At 63.4% G+C, this 21156-nt stretch carries 15 protein-coding genes; 9 read left to right on the plus strand and 6 right to left on the minus strand.

The features are described 5' to 3' along the window. Positions 1-263 precede the first annotated feature (263 nt). On the minus strand, positions 264-1631 hold the full coding sequence (gabT, locus tag IE266_RS15125; RefSeq protein ID WP_189680946.1) for a 4-aminobutyrate--2-oxoglutarate transaminase: 1368 nt from the start codon (positions 1629-1631) through the stop codon (positions 264-266). A 202-nt stretch (positions 1632-1833) separates the two neighbouring features. Here gabT and IE266_RS15130 point away from each other — a divergent pair, with 202 nt between their 5' ends. From IE266_RS15130 to IE266_RS15160, 7 genes are all read left to right on the plus strand, one after another. After that, positions 1834-2403: a cupin domain-containing protein gene (locus tag IE266_RS15130; protein WP_229864143.1), complete on the plus strand. Its 570-nt coding sequence runs from the start codon at positions 1834-1836 to the stop codon at positions 2401-2403. 205 nt (positions 2404-2608) lie between these two features. Continuing rightward, on the plus strand, positions 2609-3571 hold the full coding sequence (locus IE266_RS15135) for a TAXI family TRAP transporter solute-binding subunit (RefSeq protein ID WP_229864145.1): 963 nt from the start codon (positions 2609-2611) through the stop codon (positions 3569-3571). 101 nt (positions 3572-3672) lie between these two features. Beyond that, on the plus strand, positions 3673-6414 hold the full coding sequence (locus IE266_RS15140; protein ID WP_189680948.1) for a TRAP transporter permease: 2742 nt from the start codon (positions 3673-3675) through the stop codon (positions 6412-6414). A 13-nt stretch (positions 6415-6427) separates the two neighbouring features. Then, on the plus strand, positions 6428-6853 hold the full coding sequence (locus IE266_RS15145; protein ID WP_189680949.1) for a universal stress protein: 426 nt from the start codon (positions 6428-6430) through the stop codon (positions 6851-6853). Between the two features lie 83 nt (positions 6854-6936). After that, the gene (locus tag IE266_RS15150) at positions 6937-7890 is read left to right on the plus strand and encodes a carbon-nitrogen hydrolase family protein (protein ID WP_189680950.1); all 954 of its coding nucleotides are present in this window, start codon (positions 6937-6939) and stop codon (positions 7888-7890) included. A 56-nt stretch (positions 7891-7946) separates the two neighbouring features. Beyond that, positions 7947-10691 (plus strand): aminotransferase class I/II-fold pyridoxal phosphate-dependent enzyme, encoded by a 2745-nt coding sequence (locus IE266_RS15155; RefSeq protein ID WP_189680951.1) that lies wholly within the window; start codon positions 7947-7949, stop codon positions 10689-10691. A 22-nt stretch (positions 10692-10713) separates the two neighbouring features. Beyond that, on the plus strand, positions 10714-12165 hold the full coding sequence (locus IE266_RS15160) for a biotin carboxylase (RefSeq protein WP_189680952.1): 1452 nt from the start codon (positions 10714-10716) through the stop codon (positions 12163-12165). A gap of 526 nt (positions 12166-12691) precedes the next feature. Here IE266_RS15160 and IE266_RS15165 read toward each other — a convergent pair. After that, complete coding sequence (locus tag IE266_RS15165; RefSeq protein ID WP_189680953.1) at positions 12692-13240, minus strand: type II toxin-antitoxin system VapC family toxin; 549 nt, start codon at positions 13238-13240, stop codon at positions 12692-12694. Next, positions 13240-13986, minus strand: coding sequence for a hypothetical protein (locus IE266_RS15170; protein ID WP_189680954.1), 747 nt, complete (start codon positions 13984-13986; stop codon positions 13240-13242). Before IE266_RS15170 ends, IE266_RS15165 begins: the two co-directional genes overlap by 1 nt. 565 nt (positions 13987-14551) lie before the next feature. Here IE266_RS15170 and IE266_RS15175 point away from each other — a divergent pair. Then, positions 14552-15541, plus strand: coding sequence for a C45 family autoproteolytic acyltransferase/hydrolase (locus IE266_RS15175; protein WP_189680955.1), 990 nt, complete (start codon positions 14552-14554; stop codon positions 15539-15541). Here the strand turns inward: IE266_RS15175 and IE266_RS15180 are convergent. From IE266_RS15180 to IE266_RS15190, 3 genes are all read right to left on the minus strand, one after another. Further along, a complete protein-coding gene (locus IE266_RS15180; RefSeq protein ID WP_229864147.1) occupies positions 15538-16194 on the minus strand; it encodes an acyl-homoserine-lactone synthase in 657 nt (218 codons plus the stop codon). The two genes, IE266_RS15175 and IE266_RS15180, sit on opposite strands and share 4 nt — an antisense overlap. A gap of 376 nt (positions 16195-16570) precedes the next feature. Beyond that, complete coding sequence (locus IE266_RS15185; RefSeq protein WP_189680957.1) at positions 16571-17944, minus strand: sensor histidine kinase; 1374 nt, start codon at positions 17942-17944, stop codon at positions 16571-16573. A 210-nt stretch (positions 17945-18154) separates the two neighbouring features. After that, positions 18155-19270: a response regulator gene (locus IE266_RS15190; RefSeq protein ID WP_189680958.1), complete on the minus strand. Its 1116-nt coding sequence runs from the start codon at positions 19268-19270 to the stop codon at positions 18155-18157. Positions 19271-19811: 541 nt separating this feature from the next. Between IE266_RS15190 and IE266_RS15195 the strand changes: the two genes are divergently transcribed. Next, a complete protein-coding gene (locus IE266_RS15195) occupies positions 19812-21152 on the plus strand; it encodes a serine/threonine-protein kinase (RefSeq protein ID WP_229864176.1) in 1341 nt (446 codons plus the stop codon). Positions 21153-21156 lie beyond the last annotated feature (4 nt).

The following is a 21156-nucleotide window of genomic DNA, read 5'->3' on the forward strand; positions in this document are numbered from 1 at the left end:
ATCCGCGACGGCACCGACTTCGCCGCAACGGCGTGAAAAAATACAGTTGCCGGAGGTATTTAAAAAGAAGAGAAAATCAGGGGCGCGGTGCCTGGCTTCTCTTCTTCAAAAATACTCCGGCCGAAGGCCACGCGCGGCACGCGCGTCCCGCGCCCTCTCCGCCGGCGGGCGGTTGGGGTGAGGGGTAGGGCGGGGCTTGCCCCGCCGCGCCGGCAGCAAAAAGGCGCCCCTCGGGGCGCCTTTTCCATCGCATCCTGCGCGGCTTACTCGGCGGCGAGTTTCTGCTCTGCCGCGATTGCCTCGGCCAGGGCGGCCTCGAAGATCGCCATGCCCTCGGCGACGATCTCGTCCGAGGCGGTGATCGGCACCATGATGCGAACGGCGTTGCCATGCATCCCGCAGCCCAGCAGGATCAGGCCGCGCTTCAGCGCGTTGGCCACCACCGCCTTGGTCAGCGTTGCATCGGGCGTGGCGCTGTCGAAGTCGGTCACGAACTCGACCGCCAGCATCGCGCCGAGGCCGCGGATGTCCCACATCCGGAAGGGCGCGACCCTTGCGCCCATATCGGCGAAGCGCGCGCGCAGCGACTCGCCCATCGCGGTGGAGCGTGCGAGCAGGCCCTCGGTCTCGATCGCCTCGATGGCCGCCAGGGCGGCGGCGCAGGCCACCGGGTTGCCGCCATAGGTCCCGCCAAGCCCGCCGGGGGCCAGCGCGTCCATCACTTCGGCGCGGCCGATCACCCCGGCGATCGGATAACCGCCGGCCATCGACTTGGCCACCGTGATGAGGTCCGGCACCACGCCGGAATGTTCGATGGCGAACCAGGCGCCGGTGCGGGCGAAGCCAGACTGGATCTCGTCGGCGATCAGCAGGATGCCGTGCTTGTCGCAGATCGCGCGCAGCGCCTGCCACATCTCGGTCGGCACCGGGTGGTAGCCGCCTTCGCCGAGCACCGGCTCGAGGATGATCGCGGCGACCCGGTCCGGATCGGCGTCGGTTTTCATCAGCGTATCGAGCGCCTTCAGCGCATCGTCCACGGTGATGCCGTTGCGGGCATCCGGGAAGGGCGCGCGCCAGATGTCGCCGGGGAAGGGGCCGACGTCCTTCTTGTAGGGGGTGACCTTGCCGGTCAGGCCCAGCGTGAGCAGGGTGCGGCCGTGGTAGCCGGCGCTGAAGGCGATGACGCCGGGACGCCTGGTATAGGCCCGCGCGATCTTCACCGCATTCTCGACCGCCTCGGCGCCGGTCGTCACCAGCAGCGATTTCTTTGCGAAGTCGCCCGGCGCCAGCGCGTTCAGCTTCTCGGCGAGGGCAACGTAGGGCTCGTAGGGTACGACCTGGAACGAGGTATGGGTATAGAGGTCTTCCTGCGCCTTGGCGGCGGCGATCACGCCCGGGTGGCGATGGCCGGTGTTCAGCACCGCGATGCCGCCGGCGAAGTCGATGTAGCGCTTGCCTTCGACGTCCCAGAGTTCGGCGTTCTCGGCGCGGGCGGCGAAGATCGGCGCGGCCGAGGCGACGCCGCGGGCCACGGCGGCCTCGCGGCGGGCCAGCAGCGCGGCGTTCGAGCCGGCCGGGGCGGTGGCCTTGGTCTTGGCGGATTTGGCGGGGGTCTTGGACTTCGCGGGCATCGTAAGAACCTCTATCTGCGAGCGATTAGAATAATAATACTGGCGCTTATTTTTCTTGTCAAAAGGATTGCGTTGGAAATCGGCAGGGCGGCGGGCCCCTGCGCGTATTCATGCTATCTAGATATAATCGCATAACTTTTCGGCTTGACCTGACCTCCGCTCTGGTGTTGAAAATTTCAAGCAGGCGATGAGAGGGCATGGCGTGGACATTGGCGGCCGACTGAGATCCGTGCGCGAATCCCGCGGCTTGTCGCAGCGCGACCTGGCCGGGCGGGCGGGCCTCACCAATGGCGCCATCTCGCTGATCGAACAGAACAAGTCGAGCCCTTCGGTCGCCTCGCTGAAGCGCCTGCTCGACGCGATCCCGATGACCATGTCCGAGTTCTTCTCGGAGGTCGAGGAAAGCGAATCGCCGAAATACTTCTACAGCGCCGGCGAGTTCACCGAACTCGCGCCGCAGTCGATCGGCCTTGGCACCGGCGCGCGCGGCGTCTCGCTGCGCCAGCTCGGCGATGCGGCCCGTCACGCGCTGATGGTGCTGCACGAGACCTATCCGCCCGGTGCCGACACCGGCCCGGACATGCTGAGCCATGAGAGCGAAGAGGCCGGGATCGTCATCTCGGGCATCATCGAGGTCACGGTGGGCGAGCAGGTCCGCGTGCTCAATCCCGGCGACGGCTATCTCTTCGACAGCCGCCTGCCGCACCGATTCCGCAATATCGGCGAGTCGGATTGCGTCGTCGTCAGCGCCTGTACCCCGCCGACCTTCTGAACCGGTACTCCCCGTACAGGTATGAGCAAAGCGCATGACGATTTCCGTCAAGTAATGTCGCTTTTGGTCTTCGCGCCGGTAGAATCCGCCAAGCGGTTGTGTCAAAGGCCGAATCTGTTAGGCTCTAGCCATGCGAAAAGCGCCGGGGCCCGTCAGGGCCCGCGCTGGAGACGACAAAAAATCACAAGTGCAAAGGGAGAAACACATGAAGTTTCTGAATATGACGGGCCTTGCGTTGGCTGCAACGCTCAGCGCCCAATCCGCCTCGGCCGAGGAGAAGTTCATCACCATCGGCACCGGCGGCCAGACCGGCGTTTACTTCGTCGTCGGCCAGTCGATCTGCCGCCTGGTGAACCGTGGCACCGCCGAGCACAACCTCAAGTGCACCGCGCCCTCGACCGGCGGCTCGATCGCCAACATCAATGCCATCAAGGCGGGTGACATGGACATGGGCGTCGCCCAGTCCGACTGGCAGTTCCACGCCTACAACGGCTCCTCGCAGTTCGAAGGCCAGAAGTTCGACAAGCTGCGCGCCGTCTTCTCGGTGCATGGCGAGCCCTTCACCGTGGTGGCCCGCGCCGATTCCGGCGTGAACACCTTCGACGATCTCTTCGGCAAGCGCGTCAACGTCGGCAACCCCGGTTCCGGCCAGCGCGCGACGATGGACGTGGTGCTGAACGCCATGGGCAAGTCCGACAAGGACTTCGCCCTGGCCTCCGAGCTGAAGCCGGCGGAGCAGTCGGCCGCGCTGGGTGACAACAAGGTCGATGCGATCATCTACACCGTCGGCCACCCGAACGGTTCGATCCAGGAAGCCACCTCGACCGTCGATGCCAAGCTGATCCCGGTGACCGGCCCGGCCATCGACAAGCTGGTCGCCGACAACCCCTACTATGCCAAGGCGGTCATTCCCGGCGGCCTCTACAAGGGCACCGACGCCGACGTCGAGACCTTCGGCGTGAAGGCCACCTTCGTGACCTCGGCCGATGTGGCCGACGACGTGGTCTACACGGTGGTCAAGGCGGTGTTCGACAACTTCGACCGCTTCAAGGGTCTGCACCCGGCCTTCGCCAACCTCAAGGAAGAGGAAATGATCTCGGACGGTCTCTCGGCTCCGCTGCATCCGGGCGCCGAGAAATATTACAAGGAACGCGGCTGGATCAAGTGATCCGGTCCGGCCTGGCCTGACAAGACCGGCGGTTCCGCCCCGGCGGGACCGCCCCAGGATGGCGCAGAAGACGCCGCAACAGGGAACAGCGGGGACCGATCATGACCGACAAGGATCAGCAACAGGCCGCGGCCGTCGAGGCCGAAGCCGCCGGGAAGGGTGGCCTCAGCCAGGCCGAACTCGACGAACTCGTCGCTTCCTCCGATACCGGCGGACGCAGCCCCAAGGGGGCGATCGGAACCCTCCTGCTGGTCGTCGCGCTCGCCTGGTCGCTGTTCCAGCTCTACATCGCCTCGCCCTTCGGACTGTTCAACGACACGCTGGCCCGTTCGATCCACCTCGGCTTTGCCATCTTCCTCGGCGTGCTCGCCTTCCCGGCCGCGCGCAGCACGTTCCAGCTGGCGCTGGGCGTGATCGTGCCGCTGGCGCTGGCCGTGCTCTTCATGATCTCGGCCAAGGAGGGCACGCCGGTCTGGTGGATCCCGCTGCCGGCGCTCTTCGTGGTCGCCACCGTGGTGCTGGGCTCGCCCAAGGACCGCATCCCGGTCTGGGAATGGGCGCTGGCCATCATCGGCGCGCTCGCCGCGCTCTACCTCTTCTTCTTCTACCGTGACATCGCCAACCGGGTCGGCGCGCCGATCACCCAGGATTACGTGGTTGCCGTCATCGGCATCCTGATCCTGCTCGAGGCCACCCGCCGCGCGCTTGGCCCCGCGTTGATGATCGTGGCGAGCATCTTCCTGCTCTACACCGTGCTCGGGCCCTGGATGCCCGACATCATCGCCCACAAGGGCAACTCGCTGGCCGAGATCGTCAACCACCAGTGGATCACCACCGAGGGCGTCTTCGGCATCGCGCTGGGCGTCTCCACCTCCTTCGTCTTCCTTTTCGTGCTGTTCGGCTCGCTCCTGGACAAGGCGGGGGCGGGCAACTACTTCATCCAGGTCGCCTTCTCGCTGATGGGGCATATGAGCGGCGGGCCGGCCAAGGCCGCCGTGGTCTCCTCGGCGATGACGGGTCTCATCTCCGGGTCCTCCATCGCCAACGTGGTGACCACCGGCACCTTCACCATCCCGCTGATGAAGCGCGTGGGCTTCTCCTCTGAGAAGGCGGGCGCCGTCGAGGTGGCCAGCTCGGTCAACGGCCAGATCATGCCGCCGGTGATGGGCGCCGCCGCCTTCCTGATGGTCGAATATGTCGGCATCCCCTATTTCGACGTGGTGAAGCACGCCTTCATCCCGGCGATCATCTCCTACATCGCGCTGGTCTACATCGTGCACCTCGAGGCGCAGAAGGCCGGCATGAAGGGCCTGCCCCGCGCCACCGAGCCCAAGCCGCTGCTGCTCTGGCTGATGAGCCTCGCCTTCACCATCGCGGTGATCTGCGCGCTCTCCTTCGCGGTCTACTACGGCATGGGCTGGATCCGCCCGGCCTTCCCGGAAACTGCCGGCTACATCATCTTCGCGCTGCTGGTGGCGGTCTATGTCGGCCTGCTCTGGGTCGCCTCGCGCGAGGCGCCGCTGAAGATGGAAGACCCCAATGCGCCTGTGACCAGGCTGCCGCTGCCTGGGCCGACCATCCGCGCCGGCCTGCACTTCCTGCTGCCGGTCGTGGTGCTGGTCTGGGCGCTGATGGTCGACCGCCTCTCGCCCGGCCTCTCGGCCTTCTGGGCGGCGGCCTTCATGGTCTTCATCCTGCTGACCCAGCGCCCGCTGATGGCGATGCTGCGGGGCGAAGGGCAGGGCGGCACCTTCATGGCCGGTGTCACTGACCTGATCGAGGGCCTCGTCGCCGGTGCCCGCAACATGATCGGCATCGGCATCGCCACCGCCACCGCCGGCATCATCGTCGGCGCGGTGAGCCAGACCGGCGTCGGCTCGGCGCTGGCGGATGTGGTCGAGGTGCTGTCGGGCGGCAACCTGATGGCGATTCTGGTGCTGACCGCGATCCTCTCGCTGATCCTCGGGATGGGCCTGCCCACAACCGCGAACTACATCGTGGTCTCGGCGCTGCTGGCCCCGGTCATCGTGACGCTCGGCCAGCAGAACGGCTTGATCGTGCCGCTGATCGCCGTGCACCTCTTCGTCTTCTACTTCGGCATTATGGCCGATGTGACGCCCCCCGTGGGCCTCGCCAGTTTCGCGGCGGCGGCGGTCTCGGGCGGGGATCCGATCAAGACCGGCGTGGTGGCCTTCTTCTACAGCCTGCGCACCGCCGCGCTGCCCTTCCTGTTCATCTTCAACACCGACCTGCTGCTGATAAACGTCGACTGGGTGCATGGCATCTTCATCTTCGTCATCGCCACCGTCGCCATGCTGCTCTTCGCCGCCGCGACGCAGGGCTGGTTCCTGACCGCCAGCAAGTTCTACGAATCCATCGCCCTGCTGCTGGTCGCCTTCACCCTGTTCCGCCCCGGCTTCTGGATGGACATGATCTATCCGCCGTTCGACACCATCGCCCCGGCGCAGATCGAACAGGCGGTGGCCGACGTGCCGCCCGGCACCGACATCCGATTGCAGGTGGCCGGCGTGAATGCGGTCGGCGACCCGGTGACCTTCGTCGCCCTGCTGCCGCTGGGCGAGGGGACCACGGGGGCCGAGAAGCTGAACGCCGCCGGCATCGAATACGTCGTCAACGGCGACGAGGTGGTGATCGACAACGTCGCCTTCGGCAGCCCGGCGGCCGAGGCGGGCTTCGACTGGGATCAGAAGATCCAGTCGGTCATGGTCCCCGCCGACCCGCCGTCGAAATACTGGATGTTCATCCCCGCGCTGATCCTGCTGGCACTGGTGGTGATGTTGCAGCGCGGCCGGACCGGCCGCCGCGAAACGGCAGCGGCCTGAAGGAGGGATACCCATGTTCGACAAGGTTCTGCTTCCCATCGACCTGACCTATCCCGAGAGCTGGGACAAGGCGCTGCCCGCCGCGCTGAAATGCGCCGGCACCGGCGGCGAGGTGCACCTGCTGGGCATCGTCCACGACCTCGGCTCGGCGATGGTCGCCTCCTTCCTGCCCGCCGACTTCGAGAAACAGGCCATCGCCCGCATGCAGACCGCGCTGGAGGAGTTCCAGGCCAAGCACCTCGCCGGCGACCCGCGGGTGCAGCTGCACGTCGGCCACGGCCATGTGCCCGAGACCATCCTCAAGGTGGCCAGGAAGCTCGACGCCGACCTGATCGTGATGGCCTCGCACCCGCATGGCGACCTCGGCACGCTGCTCGTCGGCTCGAACGCCGACAAGGTGGTGCGCCACGCCGACCGACCGGTGCTGGTGGTTCGCTGAGTACAGGAGTATGACATGCCGCCCGTCCCGACAGGGGCGGAACGCAACAGGGGAGGAGACTCTAACTTGGAGACCCTGACGACATGACCCCCTTCGCGATCGCGGGCGTGCAGATGCACGTCGCCGCGCTCAATTCCAATGTGGAAGGTATGCGCCACCGGATCGACATCCTGATGGCCCGCTTCCCCTGGGTGCAGATGGTGCTGTTTTCCGAGCTGTCGCCCTACGGCCCGCTCGACAAGTTCGCCCAGCCCTTCATGAACGACGCGCTGGCCCAGTTCCAGGAAGACGCCCGCCGCTATGGCATCTGGCTGATCCCAGGCTCGATGTTCGAGAAGACCGAGGACGGCCGCATCTACAACACCTCCGCCGTGATCAACCCGCAGGGCGAGATCGTTGCGAAGTATCGCAAGATGTTCCCCTTCCGGCCCTACGAACACGGCATCAGCGGCGGCACCGACTTCTGCGTCTTCGACGTGCCCGAGGTCGGCCGCTTCGGCCTGACGATCTGCTATGACATCTGGTTCCCGGAAACCACGCGCCAGCTCACCAGCATGGGCGTCGAGGTGCTGCTGCACCCGGTGCTGACCGGCACCACCGACCGCGACGCCGAAATCGCCATCGCCCGCGCCACCGCCGCGCAGTTCCAGTGCTACGTCTTCGACGTCAACGGCCTTGCCGCAGGCGGGGTGGGGCGCAGCCTCGTGGTCGACCCCTCGGCCACCGTGCTGCACCAGTCGGCGGGGCAGGAGGACATGTTCCCCATCGAGGTCGACCTCGACCTGGTCCGCCGCCAGCGCGAGGCGGGTCTCAAGGGCCTGGGCCAGGTGCTCAAGTCCTTCCGCGACCGCGAGGCCGATTTCCCGGTCTATGACCGCACCAGCGGCACCGACGCCTACCTGCACACGCTCGGACCGCTTCAGGCCCAGCACCAGGGTTCGAAGGCCGGTGTGAACGTATCCGACCCTCGCACGGCGCTTTCGCGCGAGGTCCAGCTCAGCCCGGCTGCCGTGCCGATGTTCAAGGGGCGCAACTGACCGCCCATCAATAAGGACGGCGCCGGCCGAAAACGGCGTGAAGGAGAGGAAGAGACATGAACCAGCAGAACCACCCTGGCAATATCTCCTCCGTGGGCGACTATTACAGCGCCACGCAACTTCGCGCCGACCGATGGAGTGCGCTGAGGGAGACCACGGAATCCCTCAGCATCCACGGCATCGACACGCGGCAGGGCAAGAAATTGCTGTCCACCGCCGAGGCGTTGTTTGCCTCGCTGGCGCCGATCGAGGCCTACTGGGCCTTCCCCGGCCACCATGCCTTCGACATGCTGCGCCGCCAGCTCGAGGCCCGCAATATCCACGAGCTTGCCGTCTCGATCCGCCGCATTGCCCGCGCGCTGACCTCGGGCGCCTATCGCCGCCGCTCGATCCCGCTCTCGACCGATGACATCGACAGCGAGGATTACGAGGACGAGAGCAACCTCCCGCCCGAAGCCCGGGCGATGGGGCGGCCCTATTTCGAGGTGCTGATCGTCGACAGCGTGAACGAGCATCAGGAACGCTTCCTGCGCTCGAACCTGCACCGCGTCCGCCGCGCCGAAGACCCGTTCATCTACGAGCCGGTGATCGTGCCCAGCCTCGAAGACGCGCTGATGGGCATTCTCTTCAACCACAACGTCCAGGCCGTGGTGGTGCGCCCCGGCCTGGTGCTCAAGTCGAAGAACGATCTGCCGATCCTCAAGCAATACCTGAACCGCGTCGGCGACGACGAGGATGTCGAGGGGCTGGCCCCCGGCGATCTCGGCCCCGAGGCCTGCCGCCTGATCGCCAAGGTGCGCCCCGAGCTTGACGCCTACCTCATCACCGACCGCTCGGCCGAGGATATCGCGGGCATGGACCTCGGGCGCTGCCGGCGGGTCTTCTACAACCAGGAAGACTTCCTGGAGCTGCACCTCAACATCCTGCGCGGCGTGCAGCGCCGCTTCAAGACACCGTTCTTTTCGGCGCTGGTCGAATATTCCAAGCAGCCCACCGGCGTCTTCCACGCCATGCCGATCAGCCGCGGCAAGTCGATCTCGCGCAGCCACTGGATCCAGGACATGGGCGCCTTCTACGGCCCCAATATCTTCCTCGCGGAAACCTCGGCCACATCGGGCGGGCTAGACTCGCTGCTCGAACCCAAGGGGCCGATCAAGGAAGCCCAGGACATGGCAGCGCGGGCTTTCGGGTCGAAACAGACCTTCTTCGCCACCAACGGCACCTCGACCTGCAACAAGATCGTGGTGCAGGCGCTGGTGCGGCCCGGCGACATCGTGCTGGTCGACCGTGACTGCCACAAGTCGCACCACTACGGCATGGTGCTGGCGGGGGCGAATGTCGTCTACATGGACAGCTACCCGCTCAACGAATACTCGATGTATGGCGCGGTCCCGATCCACGAGATCAAGCACACGCTGCTGAACCTCAAGGCCCACGGCAAGCTCGACCGCGTGCGCATGGTGCTGCTCACCAACTGCACCTTCGACGGCATCGTCTACAACGTCGAACGGGTCATGGAGGAATGCCTCGCCATCAAGAAGGACCTGATCTTCCTCTGGGACGAGGCCTGGTTCGCCTTCGCCCGCTTCGGCCCGACCTACCGCCAGCGCACGGCGATGAACGTCGCCAACAACCTGCGCACCCGGCTGCGGACCGAGGAGCACGCGAAGGAATACGAGAAGCAGCAGGCCCGGCTGAAGGATGCCGACGACGAGACGCTGCTGAGCAACCGCCTGGTCCCGCCGCCCGACGCCCGGGTGCGGGTCTACGCCACGCAATCGACCCACAAGACGCTGACGTCGCTGCGCCAGGGCTCGATGATCCACGTCAACGACCAGGACTTCAAGGGCGAGGTCGAACAGAGCTTCCACGAAGCCTACATGACCCATACCTCCACCTCGCCGAACTACCAGATCATCGCCTCGCTCGACGTGGGGCGGCGGCAGGTGGAGCTGGAAGGCTTCGAATTCGTGCAGCGCCAGGTCGAAACCGCCATGGCGATCCGCCGCGCCGTCTCGACCCACCCGCTGCTGAAGAAATACTTCAAGGTGCTCGCCGCCGGTGACATGATCCCCGAGAAATACCGCGAGAGCGGGGTGGAGAGCTACTACGACGCCGAACAGGGCTGGACCGATATCTGGGATTGCTGGAGCCGCGACGAATTCGTGCTCGACGCCACCCGCATCACGCTGGCCGTGGGCGGCACCGGCTGGGACGGGGACACCTTCAAGACCCGCATCCTGATGGACAAATACGGCATCCAGATCAACAAGACCTCGCGCAACACCGTGCTGTTCATGACCAACATCGGCACCACGCGCAGCTCGGTCGCCTACCTGATCGAGGTGCTGGTCGAAATCGCCCGCGACCTCGACGACCTGCTCGACGACGCCTCGAAGATGGAGCGCCGCAGCTTCGAGAACCGCGTCGCCGCGCTGGTCGAACACGTCCCGCCCCTGCCTGACTTCTCGCGCTTCCACGACAGCTTCCGGCAGGGCAGGGACACACCCGAAGGCGACATGCGAACCGCCTTCTTCCTCGCCTACGACGAGGACAACTGCGACTACCTCCCGCTCGACGACGCCCTCGTGGACCGCCTCAAGGCGGGCGAGGAACTGGTCTCGGCCGGCTTCATCATCCCCTATCCGCCGGGCTTCCCGATCCTGGTGCCGGGGCAGGTGATATCCCCCGAGATCATGACCTTCATGCGGGCCCTCGACGTCAGCGAGATCCACGGCTTCCGGCCCGACCTGGGCCTGCGCGTATTCACAGCCGCAGCACTTCAAAAAGCGGCGAAATAACAGGGGTTAAAGGAAAACAACCATGGCCAAGAAGGTATTGAACAACATCTCGGAGATCCGCCGTTATTTCCACACCAACAAGGACCCGATCTATTTCGTCTCGGCGACCAACTTCAACCTGCTCGGCCTCGACGAATGGGTGAAGAACTTCAAATACATCTGCTACATGGATTGCTTCGACGGCCGCCACCCCAACGTGCTCTGCCCCTCGGAACTGCCCCACGACGAATTCCAGTCGATCGAGGACATCAACAACTACCTCCTGCAGCACAAGGAGGTGATCGACTACGTCAAGGCGCGCGGCGGCAAGCCCAAGTTCGTCTTCCTGATGTTCGACGAGAAGACCGAGAAGCTGGTCAAGGAACTCGGCGGCGAGGTCTGGTTCCCCAAGGCCAAGCTGCGCCAGGCGATGGACAACAAGATCGAGACGGTCCGCGTCGGCAACAAGGCCAAGGTGCCCTCGGTCCCCAATACCCTCTCCGAGGTCAAGGACTACAAGCACCTCCAGGAGCTGACGAAGAAGGCCGGCATCGGTGACGACCTCGTGCTGCAATCGGCCTTCGGCGATAGCGGCCACACCACCTTCTTCATCAAGTCCGAGGCCGACTTCCGCAAGCACGAGCACGAGATCGTCGGCCAGGGCGAGATCAAGATCATGCGCCGGATCGACTGCCGCGGCTCGGCCATCGAGGCCTGCTGCACCGACGAGGGCACCATCGTCGGCCCGCTGATGACCGAGCTCGTCGGCTTCAAGGAACTGACCCCCTATCGCGGCGGCTGGTGCGGGAACGAGATCTTCTCGACCGCCTTCCCGCCCAAGACCCGCCAGAAGGCCCGCGAACTCACCTTCCGCTTCGGCGAACAGCTCCGCAAGGAAGGCTACCGGGGGTATTTCGAGCTCGATTTCCTGATCGAGAAGAAGAACGGCGACATCTGGCTGGGCGAGCTGAACCCGCGCATCACCGGCGCCTCCTCGATGACCAACCACGCCGCCTTCGCCCATGCCGACGCGCCGCTCTTCCTTTTCCACCTGCTGGAGTTCTCCAGGAAACCCTTCAAGCTGAATGTCGAGGAGCTGAACGCCCGCTGGGCCGACCCGGACATGATCGACTCGTGGTCCCAGATGGTCATCAAGCACACCGAGGACAACGTCGACATCATCACCCACGCGCCGCAGTCCGGCATCTACCGGATGCTGCCCGACGGCCGCGTGGTCTATGACCGCTTCGACTATCACCGCCGCGCGGTCGAGAACGAGGACGAGGCCTTCTTCCTGCGCATCTCCAACGTCGGCGATTACCGCTACGAGGGCGCCGACCTCGGCATCCTGGTCACGCGCGGGCGGTCGATGACGAACTCGTTCCAGCTGACCTCCAAGTCGAAGAAATGGATCGAGGGCATCAAGTCCGCTTATTCGGCCCGGCCGCTGCCGAGCGCCAGCGCCCTGGCGGATCACGCCTTCAAGATCATGTAACGCCCTCGCCACGCATTCCCCCTCCCCTTGGGGGAGGGGGCAGGGGGAGGGGTACCCCCACCACCCAAACCACCCCGTAGGGTGCGCCTTCACGGCGCACCATTCCCCGAACCGTCCATGGGCCACCCCGCACCGCGCCCATCCTCAAGCCGTAGGCACCGGGCAGGGGAAGCGGCTGCCCCCACCCCGTAGGGTGCGCCTTCACGGCGCACCACCACCCGCATCGCCCCATGCTGCGCCCCGCAAACCCCTTGCCAGCCGCGCCGGGCAAGCGCCATGATGATGTGACCGAGGGAGACGCAGGGGGCAGGGCGAGGGGCCGCCCCCACCCCGTAGGGTGCGCCTTCACGGCGCACCTTCCCCGCACCACCCATGCGGCGCCCCGCGCCGCGCCCGACCGTCCCATCGGGCGGGCGCTTCTCCAGCCTCCCCGCGCTCACGCGTATGGTGGGGCGGAGCCATAAACCACGGGCCGCAATACGCGCAGCGCCCACCCGCGGTCGGGCGCTGGCTTGTGACTTTCGAATTAACTTTTGGGAGGCTGGCCGAAGTTTATTGAAAGCTGAAGATCTTCTGGAGGTAGCGCTAGCTGGTGCGTGGAAATCGAGTTAATTTTTGCGCGGCGGGCATATTTACAGACGTCTTCGTCGTCTGAGTAAATCGTATGTGCGCCTTCAGTTTTGGCTATCGCAACTATTTGCCTGTCGAATTTAACCTTGGTTTTTGTCGCATCTTGATTTGCTGCGTCAACACGATGGCCACCTCTTTTGATGGCGTCACTCATTTCAAGCGCGGCTTCTATCGCTGCTTTCTGGTCGAAGGGGGAAATCCGAAAGGTAGCCTGGTTGTTCAGAATCTCGAGGTATCTGGGCGCGGCTCGGCCAGCGTGAACCAAAACTTCGCTCAATACTGGAGTGGGAATGAGTATCTTCTCTTTGTCGTTAGACAATGTGTCCACCAAAAAGGTGACGCGTTCGGATGCATTTTCAACGGGGTTTCCGGTTGAGGGATCTTTCGGCGGACTTGCGCTAGGCTCCAAAATTAATAGGAGCACCGAAGTATCCAATACAACCATCAATGCAGTCCGTTGCCCTTATCTCTCATAAGTCTAGCCGAGGCCAGAGGGTCATCCAAGTCTTTCCATTCGCTGCCGTCAATTTCGCGCAGCATTCTTACTGTATCTTTCAAGCTATCATTTGTCAAAATCGTGAACTCGCTTACGCGAAATCGTTTGAGTAGCCATTTCCCGTCGTGATCCCGCAGCCACCTACCGACACCCTCAACTCGAACTGGCTCGTACATGTGTTTTGCCATGCGGCGTGCGACATCGCGAGTAGTATCGATACCCGTAAATCTTGTGCTTCCATTCTGCAGCTGGATGTGCACAGTTTCATCCGCACCACTTACGCTTATCAATATCCCGTCCAGTGTGCCTTCTTGGTTGAAGGGGCCAAACACGACCTCAGCAACTTTGTTAACGCCTGGGAAAGCTATTATCTCAGCGGTGGTGTCGTCGCCCTCGTACAGCCGTCCAGCGGCATTGTCTTCGGCTAATAAGCGGTTTATCTCTGCCGCAGCTTTCGTCGCATCGACACTGCCTTCGCCATTTCTGACTAGTCGCAGGTTCGTGGCCACCTTGGGTGCATCTTCATTATCGACTTTGGTGACGAGCTTAGTGCTTCCTGTCTCGAGATGGTCAAAGTGAACAGCGTTTCCATTCCCCATAAGCGAGGCGAGCGCATGCATATACTGCGCCAGTCGGGCCATGGGAATCGTCTCGGGTGTATAGGCGCCGATATGAAACGTATATTTTGTATTCATGTCGTCCGCCTGTTCGCGTAGCTTAACGCATTTAGTGGTAGCCTATCACTTGATATAGTGTATATGCAATAAAATTCAATGAACACAGAGCCTTAGGAAAACCGGTGCGATTTCAAGTTGTTGTGAGTCGTCCGTTGACCTAGGCGGCTCATGTGCGGCGTGTTAGGGCAAAGATCAACGGCGTGCGTCATCTGGGAATGCTCTCGTCCTGCATGTCTACGCGCCCTCGGTAAGTTTGATAATCGGAGTTGGGACAGAAACTTCCTGCCACCTGCCCCAACTCTCTTGTCTGCGCCATCCCTAACAATCCCCACCGTTTGCCCCTCCGCCATATCTAGGACACCTCCCGCTCGCCTCCTCTCCGGATCGGCGTACAACCAGAGGCTCCCCCTCCCGCCCAAAATCCACACCTCGCCCTCGCCCGAAACGCCCCCGTTTCCACCCGTCCCAACCCCGTCCCAGATCCACTCCCTCCGATAATCCCATGAAATCAATAACTTGACCCCCCGTCCTAGCTGGGACACCTTCCCCTTGCCTCCCCGCCGGATCGGTTTACAAACAGGGGATGCTCACCTTCCGGGCCATATCCGAAGACGAACCCGGCCCCAAATGGGCGGCCCTGTTCCGCGACTACTGGCCGGCCTACGCCCGCTGGTGGGCCCGCGAGGGCCTGTCGAACCGGCCCACCTGGCTCGAATGCCGCCGCGCGCTCGAGACCCACATGCCCGAGCTGATGCCCCTCTACTCCACCCTCTGCGAGCTGGTCGGCGGCGGCGATCTCGAGAGCCGGTTCCTCAGCTTCTTCTGTCCGCCCGCCTATCTCTCGGGCTGCAGCCAGGCCCTCTGGCCCGGCAAGGACCCGCTGCTGGTCAGGAACTACGACTACGACCCCGCCGCCTTCGACGGCATCGTCCTGAAGACGAACTGGCAGGGGCGCGGCGTGATCGGCACCACCGACGGCCTCTTCGGGCTGGTGGACGGGATGAACGACGCCGGCCTCGCCGTCTCGCTCACCTTCGGCGGCCGGCGCGAGGTGGGCTCCGGTTTCGGCGTCCCCCTCATCCTGCGCTATGTCCTGCAGACCTGCACCACCACCGACGAGGCCGCCGCCGCCCTGTCGCGCATCCCCTGCCACATGAGCTACAACGTGACCGTCGTGGACCGGCACCGCCACGTCATCACCGCCTACCTCGCCCCCGACCGCGCGCCGGTGCTGACCCACACCCCGGTGGCCACCAATCACCAGGAGCGGGTGGAGTGGTCCTCGCACGCCCGCCTCACCGCCACGGTAGAGCGCGAACGCTACCTGCTGCAGCGCCTCTCGCTGCACCCCGACACGCAGGAGAAGTTCATCCGCGCCTTCCTGCGCCCGCCGCTCTATTCCACCGCCTTCGCCGCGGGATTCGGCACCATCTTCACCGCCGCCTACCGCCCGAAACACGGCCGCGCGGAATGGCACTGGCCGGGCCAGGTCTGGAGCAAGGGGTTCGACGATTTCACCGAGGACAGCCTGGTGCTGACCTTTCCGGGCTCGGTCGGACTGGCGGCCTTCTAGACCGGCAGTTGCACTTCGGGCTGGGCCCAGGTCAGCTGGTCCGAGACGTTGAAGAGCGCGGCCTGGCTGGAGGTGCCCTCGATCTCGAACCGCGGCCCGACCGGCACGGCATAGAGCCCGAGCCGCCGCAGCCAGCGCGACCAGACCGCCGGCACGATCCCGATCACGTGCCGCGCGCCTTCGCCGGTGGCGGTCAGGATCATGTGCTGCATCAGCAGGAACTGCACCACGGCGCGCCGCTGGGCGGTGACATGCTCGGTGATGAAGAGGCGTGAGGCCTCCCAGATCTGGTCCTCGACCGGGGCGGGAAAGAACAGCACGTCGGAGGGGATGTCGCTCAGCAACCCGTGCTGGGCGTCGCGCAGCATGTAGGTATAGGTGCCGCATTTGGCGGTGGTCGGGACGAGGCGGATCCCGGCCAGAATCTCGCCGAATTCGTGGATGATGACCCAACGGCAGAGCGGCGTGTCGTATTGGTCGAATTCCATGCCGTCGACATTGGGCAGTTCCCAATGCAGGCGATCGATAAAGACATCTTTCCGCGCCTTCAGATAGCGCACAAGAAGATCGCCATAGGTATGCATGTTGGTAAAGGACAAAACACTGGCGCGGGCGCCGCCCAATTCCTTGAGATGTGGCCGGCGGTCGGACATCTTCTGGCCTGGCAGTACATGCGCCTGGCCCGGCGTACCGCGTACATGCGCGATCTCGCCGGCAGGCGCCAATTCTGGAAATGCCGACCACGCAGGGGTGGCCGGAACCGTGGTTCTGGAATGCTTCATTAACTGCCTCAAAGCATTTTTATATGAAGGCTAGCTATACTTTTGCCAGATAGTCCACACAATTTTGCCACAATTTCAAAGCTGTTCCCCGAATGCACCGGTTACAAGGCAAATGCCGCTGCGTCACCTTTGAAGCAGCGGCAAATTTCGGCGGTTGTCCGCCAGTGATGGCGAGTGAATCCGGGTTTGTGCAATCAATGCGCGAATCGGTGGCAGTGCCGGGAAGGGCCTGCCATGCCTAGCAGGGTCAGGCCGCGCGGACCTCGTCGAGTATCTTCAGCTCGATGAAGAAGGTGGTGCCGACGCCGACTTGGCTGTCGTAGTCGATCTGACCATCGTGCTGTTCGATGATCTTCTTGGAGATATTCATGCCAAGTCCGGTGCCGCCGAAGGCGCGCTGGTCTGTCGAGTCCACCTGAGTGAACTTGCCGAAGACCTTGTCGCGGCTGTTCTCGGGAATCCCGACACCCTGGTCCTCCACTTCGATGCGGACCTTGTCGCCGATCTGCTTGTATCTGACCTGGACGGTATCGCCGGCATGGCTGAACTTGAGGGCGTTGGAGATCATGTTCGACATGACCTGCATCAGGCGGCGCTCGTCGCCGCGGATCAGCAGCGGTTTGCCTTCCTCAGCGTCCGTGAGCAGCGTGATGTCCATCTTGTCGGCAAAGCCCTTGTTGGCCTCGACAGCCTCGAGCACCAGGTCCTGCACGTCGATCTGGATGAAGCGGTAGGTGATCTCGCCGGCTTCGATCTTCTGGAGGTCGAGAATGTCGTTGATGAGATCGCTGAGGCGTTCCGCGTTGCGTCCGGCGATGCGGAGCACGGATTGGAACTGGTCCGGGATCGGGCCGAGAATGCCGGTATTGATGAGGTCGAGCGAGCCCTTGATCGACGTCAGCGGCGTGCGCAATTCGTGGCTGACCACCGAGACGAACTGCGACTTGGCCCGGTAGGCGACCTTGGTGCGTTCGTGCTCTTCGCGCAGGACTTCGATCTGGCGGAGATTCTTGCGGTAGTTCCTTAGGAAGACGAAGGAACAGTCGACGATGAAATACATCGAGAACAGCACCGTGAAGAATTGCAGCCAGTGATCGGAGCTCATCGGCGGCGATTCACGCAGGATGTCGAGCATCGCTATGAACAGGAAGGTTGCGCCGTAGATGGCGAGGCGCACCGCCAGGGCGCTCACGATCTGGTGGTTGTTCATGGCGGCGAAGATTGCCGCCGAGAGCAGGAAAAAGAGCGGTGTGAAGTGGCCACCCGTCGGCTCCTGCAGCGCGATGAGGATTGCGAAAAGGCAGATGGCGCCGGCACTGAGCACTGTGGCCGCGATGATCCAGGCGCGGAAATTGCGCACCAACCGGTCGTCCAGCCGATGCTGGCGGTCGATCCGGTGGGAGATGGCGAAATCGATCAACTCGGTCAGCAGCACGCAGCCGTAGCAGGCGAGCGACTTGATCGGGTCGAAATAGAACATGGTTAGAACGGTGGCGGCGAGGAAGATCGCCTGGCGCTGCCACACGAGATTCTTCGAACCGTTGTAGTAGTCCCGGATCTGCTGTTCGGCACGGCTGACCGGTTCTTCTGTCACATCCATGTCGGAGGGCGCGTCGTCCATAAAATTATCCATCAAGACCACCGAATGGGTTTCTTAATTTTCAACTATTATGCAAATCGGGAGGTAATAGGCGCGATTGATGACAAATTTGGGGCAAAAGATACACGCCCGAGACGGCTTTGGTGGGTTTGACCGAACCGCGCTCGGGATGCCAAAGCAACAGGCCGAACCCTGGGGTCCGGCCTGGTATGACGTTGGACGTCTGACGCATCAGTCGTTGCGCAGCGACGGATCCTCGCGGAAAAGGTCGCGCAGCACGGTCTCGTAGGCGCGCTTCTTGACCGTTTCGCTCTCTGCGCTGCCGTCCTGGCCCGAGGCACGCCGGCGCACCGGCTCGACATGGGCCATCTGGTCGCGCAGTTCGACATTCTCGATGGCCCGGCTGATCGACATCAGCGAGCCGGACTTGGAAAGCGAGCGCAAGGAGACGCTGTCGCCCAGGATGACCTGCGCATCGGTGCGCGCCTGGCGCTGGGATTGCAGCGTGAGCAGGAGGCGGTTGAAGGTCTCTTCCTCGGGCGCGTCATGGGCGGCGTTGCGGCCGTGGCGGACGGTCAGGAAGACGCCGTCACCGCGATAGGAGATGATGTCGCCCGATTTCTTGGTCGCCTTAGCAAGGCTCGTCGCGACATCGCGCAGCAGCAACTGGAACTCGTCGGCAGAGAGCGCCTTATGCAGCCGCTTGGCGTCGACCAGCTTGATCGCGGTGGCATGGGTGCTGAACAGCCGGCCCTGCGAGAGCTGCATGATGTAGTTGTCGAATTCCGCGTAGCGCAGAACCCGGTCGATGCCGTCGATCGAGATCGGTTCATCCAAAGGGAACTTGGCCTTGGGATCTACCGCCTGGCTTTGCTGTGCGTTGCTTTCGGCGATTCGACGCTCTTGCACCAGCCGCTGGGCGGCGGACATGCGGCTGCGCAGCTCGAGGAAGTCGAAGGGCTTGGTCACGTAGTCGGTGGCACCGGCGACGAAGGCGAGGTCGACATACTCGCGATCCGACATGGCCGTCAGCATCAGGATCGGGGTGTGCTTGTACTCGGGCATCTTGCGGATTTCCTTCGCAAGCATGATCCCGTTCATGCCCGGCATCTGGATGTCGAGCAAGAAGCAGTCGAAGGGCTTCTCCTGCCGCGCCAGCAGCTTCAGCGTGTTCGCGGCGGAGTCGGAGATGGATATGTCGAAGTGCAGAGCCGACAGCGCCGTCTTGAGCAGTTGCAGGATGTTCAGGTCGTCGTCGACGGCAAGAACCCTCAGCTCTTCCTGAAGGCGCGCACGGCGAGTCAGCTTTTCCTGAAAAGAGCTGCCGATGTTGTTCTCAGCGTTCACCGATTGACTCCCATTGCCACACACAATCGTTGGTTACGGATACTTAGGAAATTTGCCGAAAAAGTGGCAAATTGGGGAATGTCCGGGGATTTTTCGGCGCTTTTTCCGGACATTAGTGACCGTCTTTGTGTCAAGAACCCCCGAAAACGCGCTGAAAGGGCAGGTTGGGGGCCGTGGGGTGAACGCAGTGTTTCCAATCCGTGCGCAATCGCTGGCGCGCATATAGATTCGGACTCGGACCGTGAACTGCCGGATTGGGGTCCTGGGCGGTGTATCGCCCAACAATTGCCACAATCACCGTGGCGACGCCGCAGGGGCGCTCGAGGGCGGTCGCGACGGGTGCCACAGGTCCCTTGAGAAAATCGGTTAATTTGTTGAAAATCCAGTGAGAAAAAACTTTGCTGGTCGGGCCACCCGATTGGCCCGTTTCCAACAACTTCTTAACACAATTGACGGCCAGTGTGCTTCTACCCGCGCGTGCATGAAGACGTCGTTCTGCGGGTCCGTGTCCTGAGTAACGCTGGAAAGAAAGTTGCCGGAAGTGTTCGATAACAGCATCCTGGAAGAAGAGCGGCAGCAGGATGAGCTGCCGGTCGGCGCGACGTTGCTGCTCGGTCAATACGAGATCGAGCGCTATCTGGTGCGCGGCGGCTTTGGAATCACCTACTTGGCGCACGATTCGCTGGATCGTCAGTATGTCATCAAGGAGTGCTTTCCCGGTGCACTCTGCGGGCGGTCGGGCGGCAAGGTGCACCCGCTCTCGGCCGAATATGAAAAGCAGTATGGCTCGGTCCTCAAGCACTTCCTGAGCGAGGCGCGCCGGGTGGCACGGCTGGACCATCCGAACATCGTCCAGGTCCACCAGGTCTTCGAGGAGAACAACACCGCCTACATGGCGATGGCCTTTGTCGATGGCGAAGACATGCTGAGCCTGTCCGACAACGAGCCAGAGCGGTTGACGCCGGCCGTGCTGGTGGGTGCGCTCAAGGATACGCTGAGCGCGATGGATTACATCCACGGGCTGGGAATCCTGCATCGCGACATCTCGCCCGACAACCTGATGCTCGACGACAATGACCACCTGACTCTGATCGACTTCGGCGCGGCGCGCGAGCAGGCGGGGCGCGACAGCCGGGCACTCTCGGTTCTGCTGGCGGTCAAGGACGGCTACTCGCCACATGAATTCTACCTGACCGACGTCGAGCAGACGCCGGCCTCGGACATCTATTCGCTGGGTGCGACCTTCTATCACCTCGTGACCGGCGAGGCGCCGCCAAACAGCCAGGACCGCGTTGCCGCGCTGGCGGCCAACCAGCCCGATCCCTACGTCCCGCTCGAGGATGGCGAATGGGCTTTCGATGGCAACTTCCTGCTGGCGATCGATCTGGCGCTGGCGGTGCTGCCGAAAGACCGGCTGTCCTCGGCGCGTGACTGGCTCGACCTGCTGGCCGCGCCCCCGCGCGTCAAACCGCAGGCCGAATCGCCTGCGCTGGAAAGCGACCTCAAATTCGCGATCTCGCGCCTGGTGGAATCGACCAACAAGGACGTGCAGCAGGGTATGCCCGGCTACGCCAAGAAGCTTGCCGAGCAGCGTCTGAAGAACCGCCGCAACCGCGCCACCGACTACGGGCAGAAGGAAGCTCCGGCCCAGCAAGTCGACATCTTCGGCAACCCGGTCGAGAACGTCGAGGCCTGGATGCGCGAACAGGAACGCGCGCTGCGTTCGCAGCCCAAATCCGTGCGCCGCGACGAGGCGAACCGCAAGACCGATACTCAGAAGTCCGACGCAGAACGCCCGGCAAAGAAGTCGACCATAGGCAGGTTCATAGCGGCCTGCCTCCCGAGCCGCCGTGATTCATCGGCCTCGGCCCTCCAGAACTGAAGGA

This window comes from Seohaeicola zhoushanensis, assembly GCF_014656415.1.
In the GTDB taxonomy this organism is placed as follows: domain Bacteria; phylum Pseudomonadota; class Alphaproteobacteria; order Rhodobacterales; family Rhodobacteraceae; genus Seohaeicola_A; species Seohaeicola_A zhoushanensis.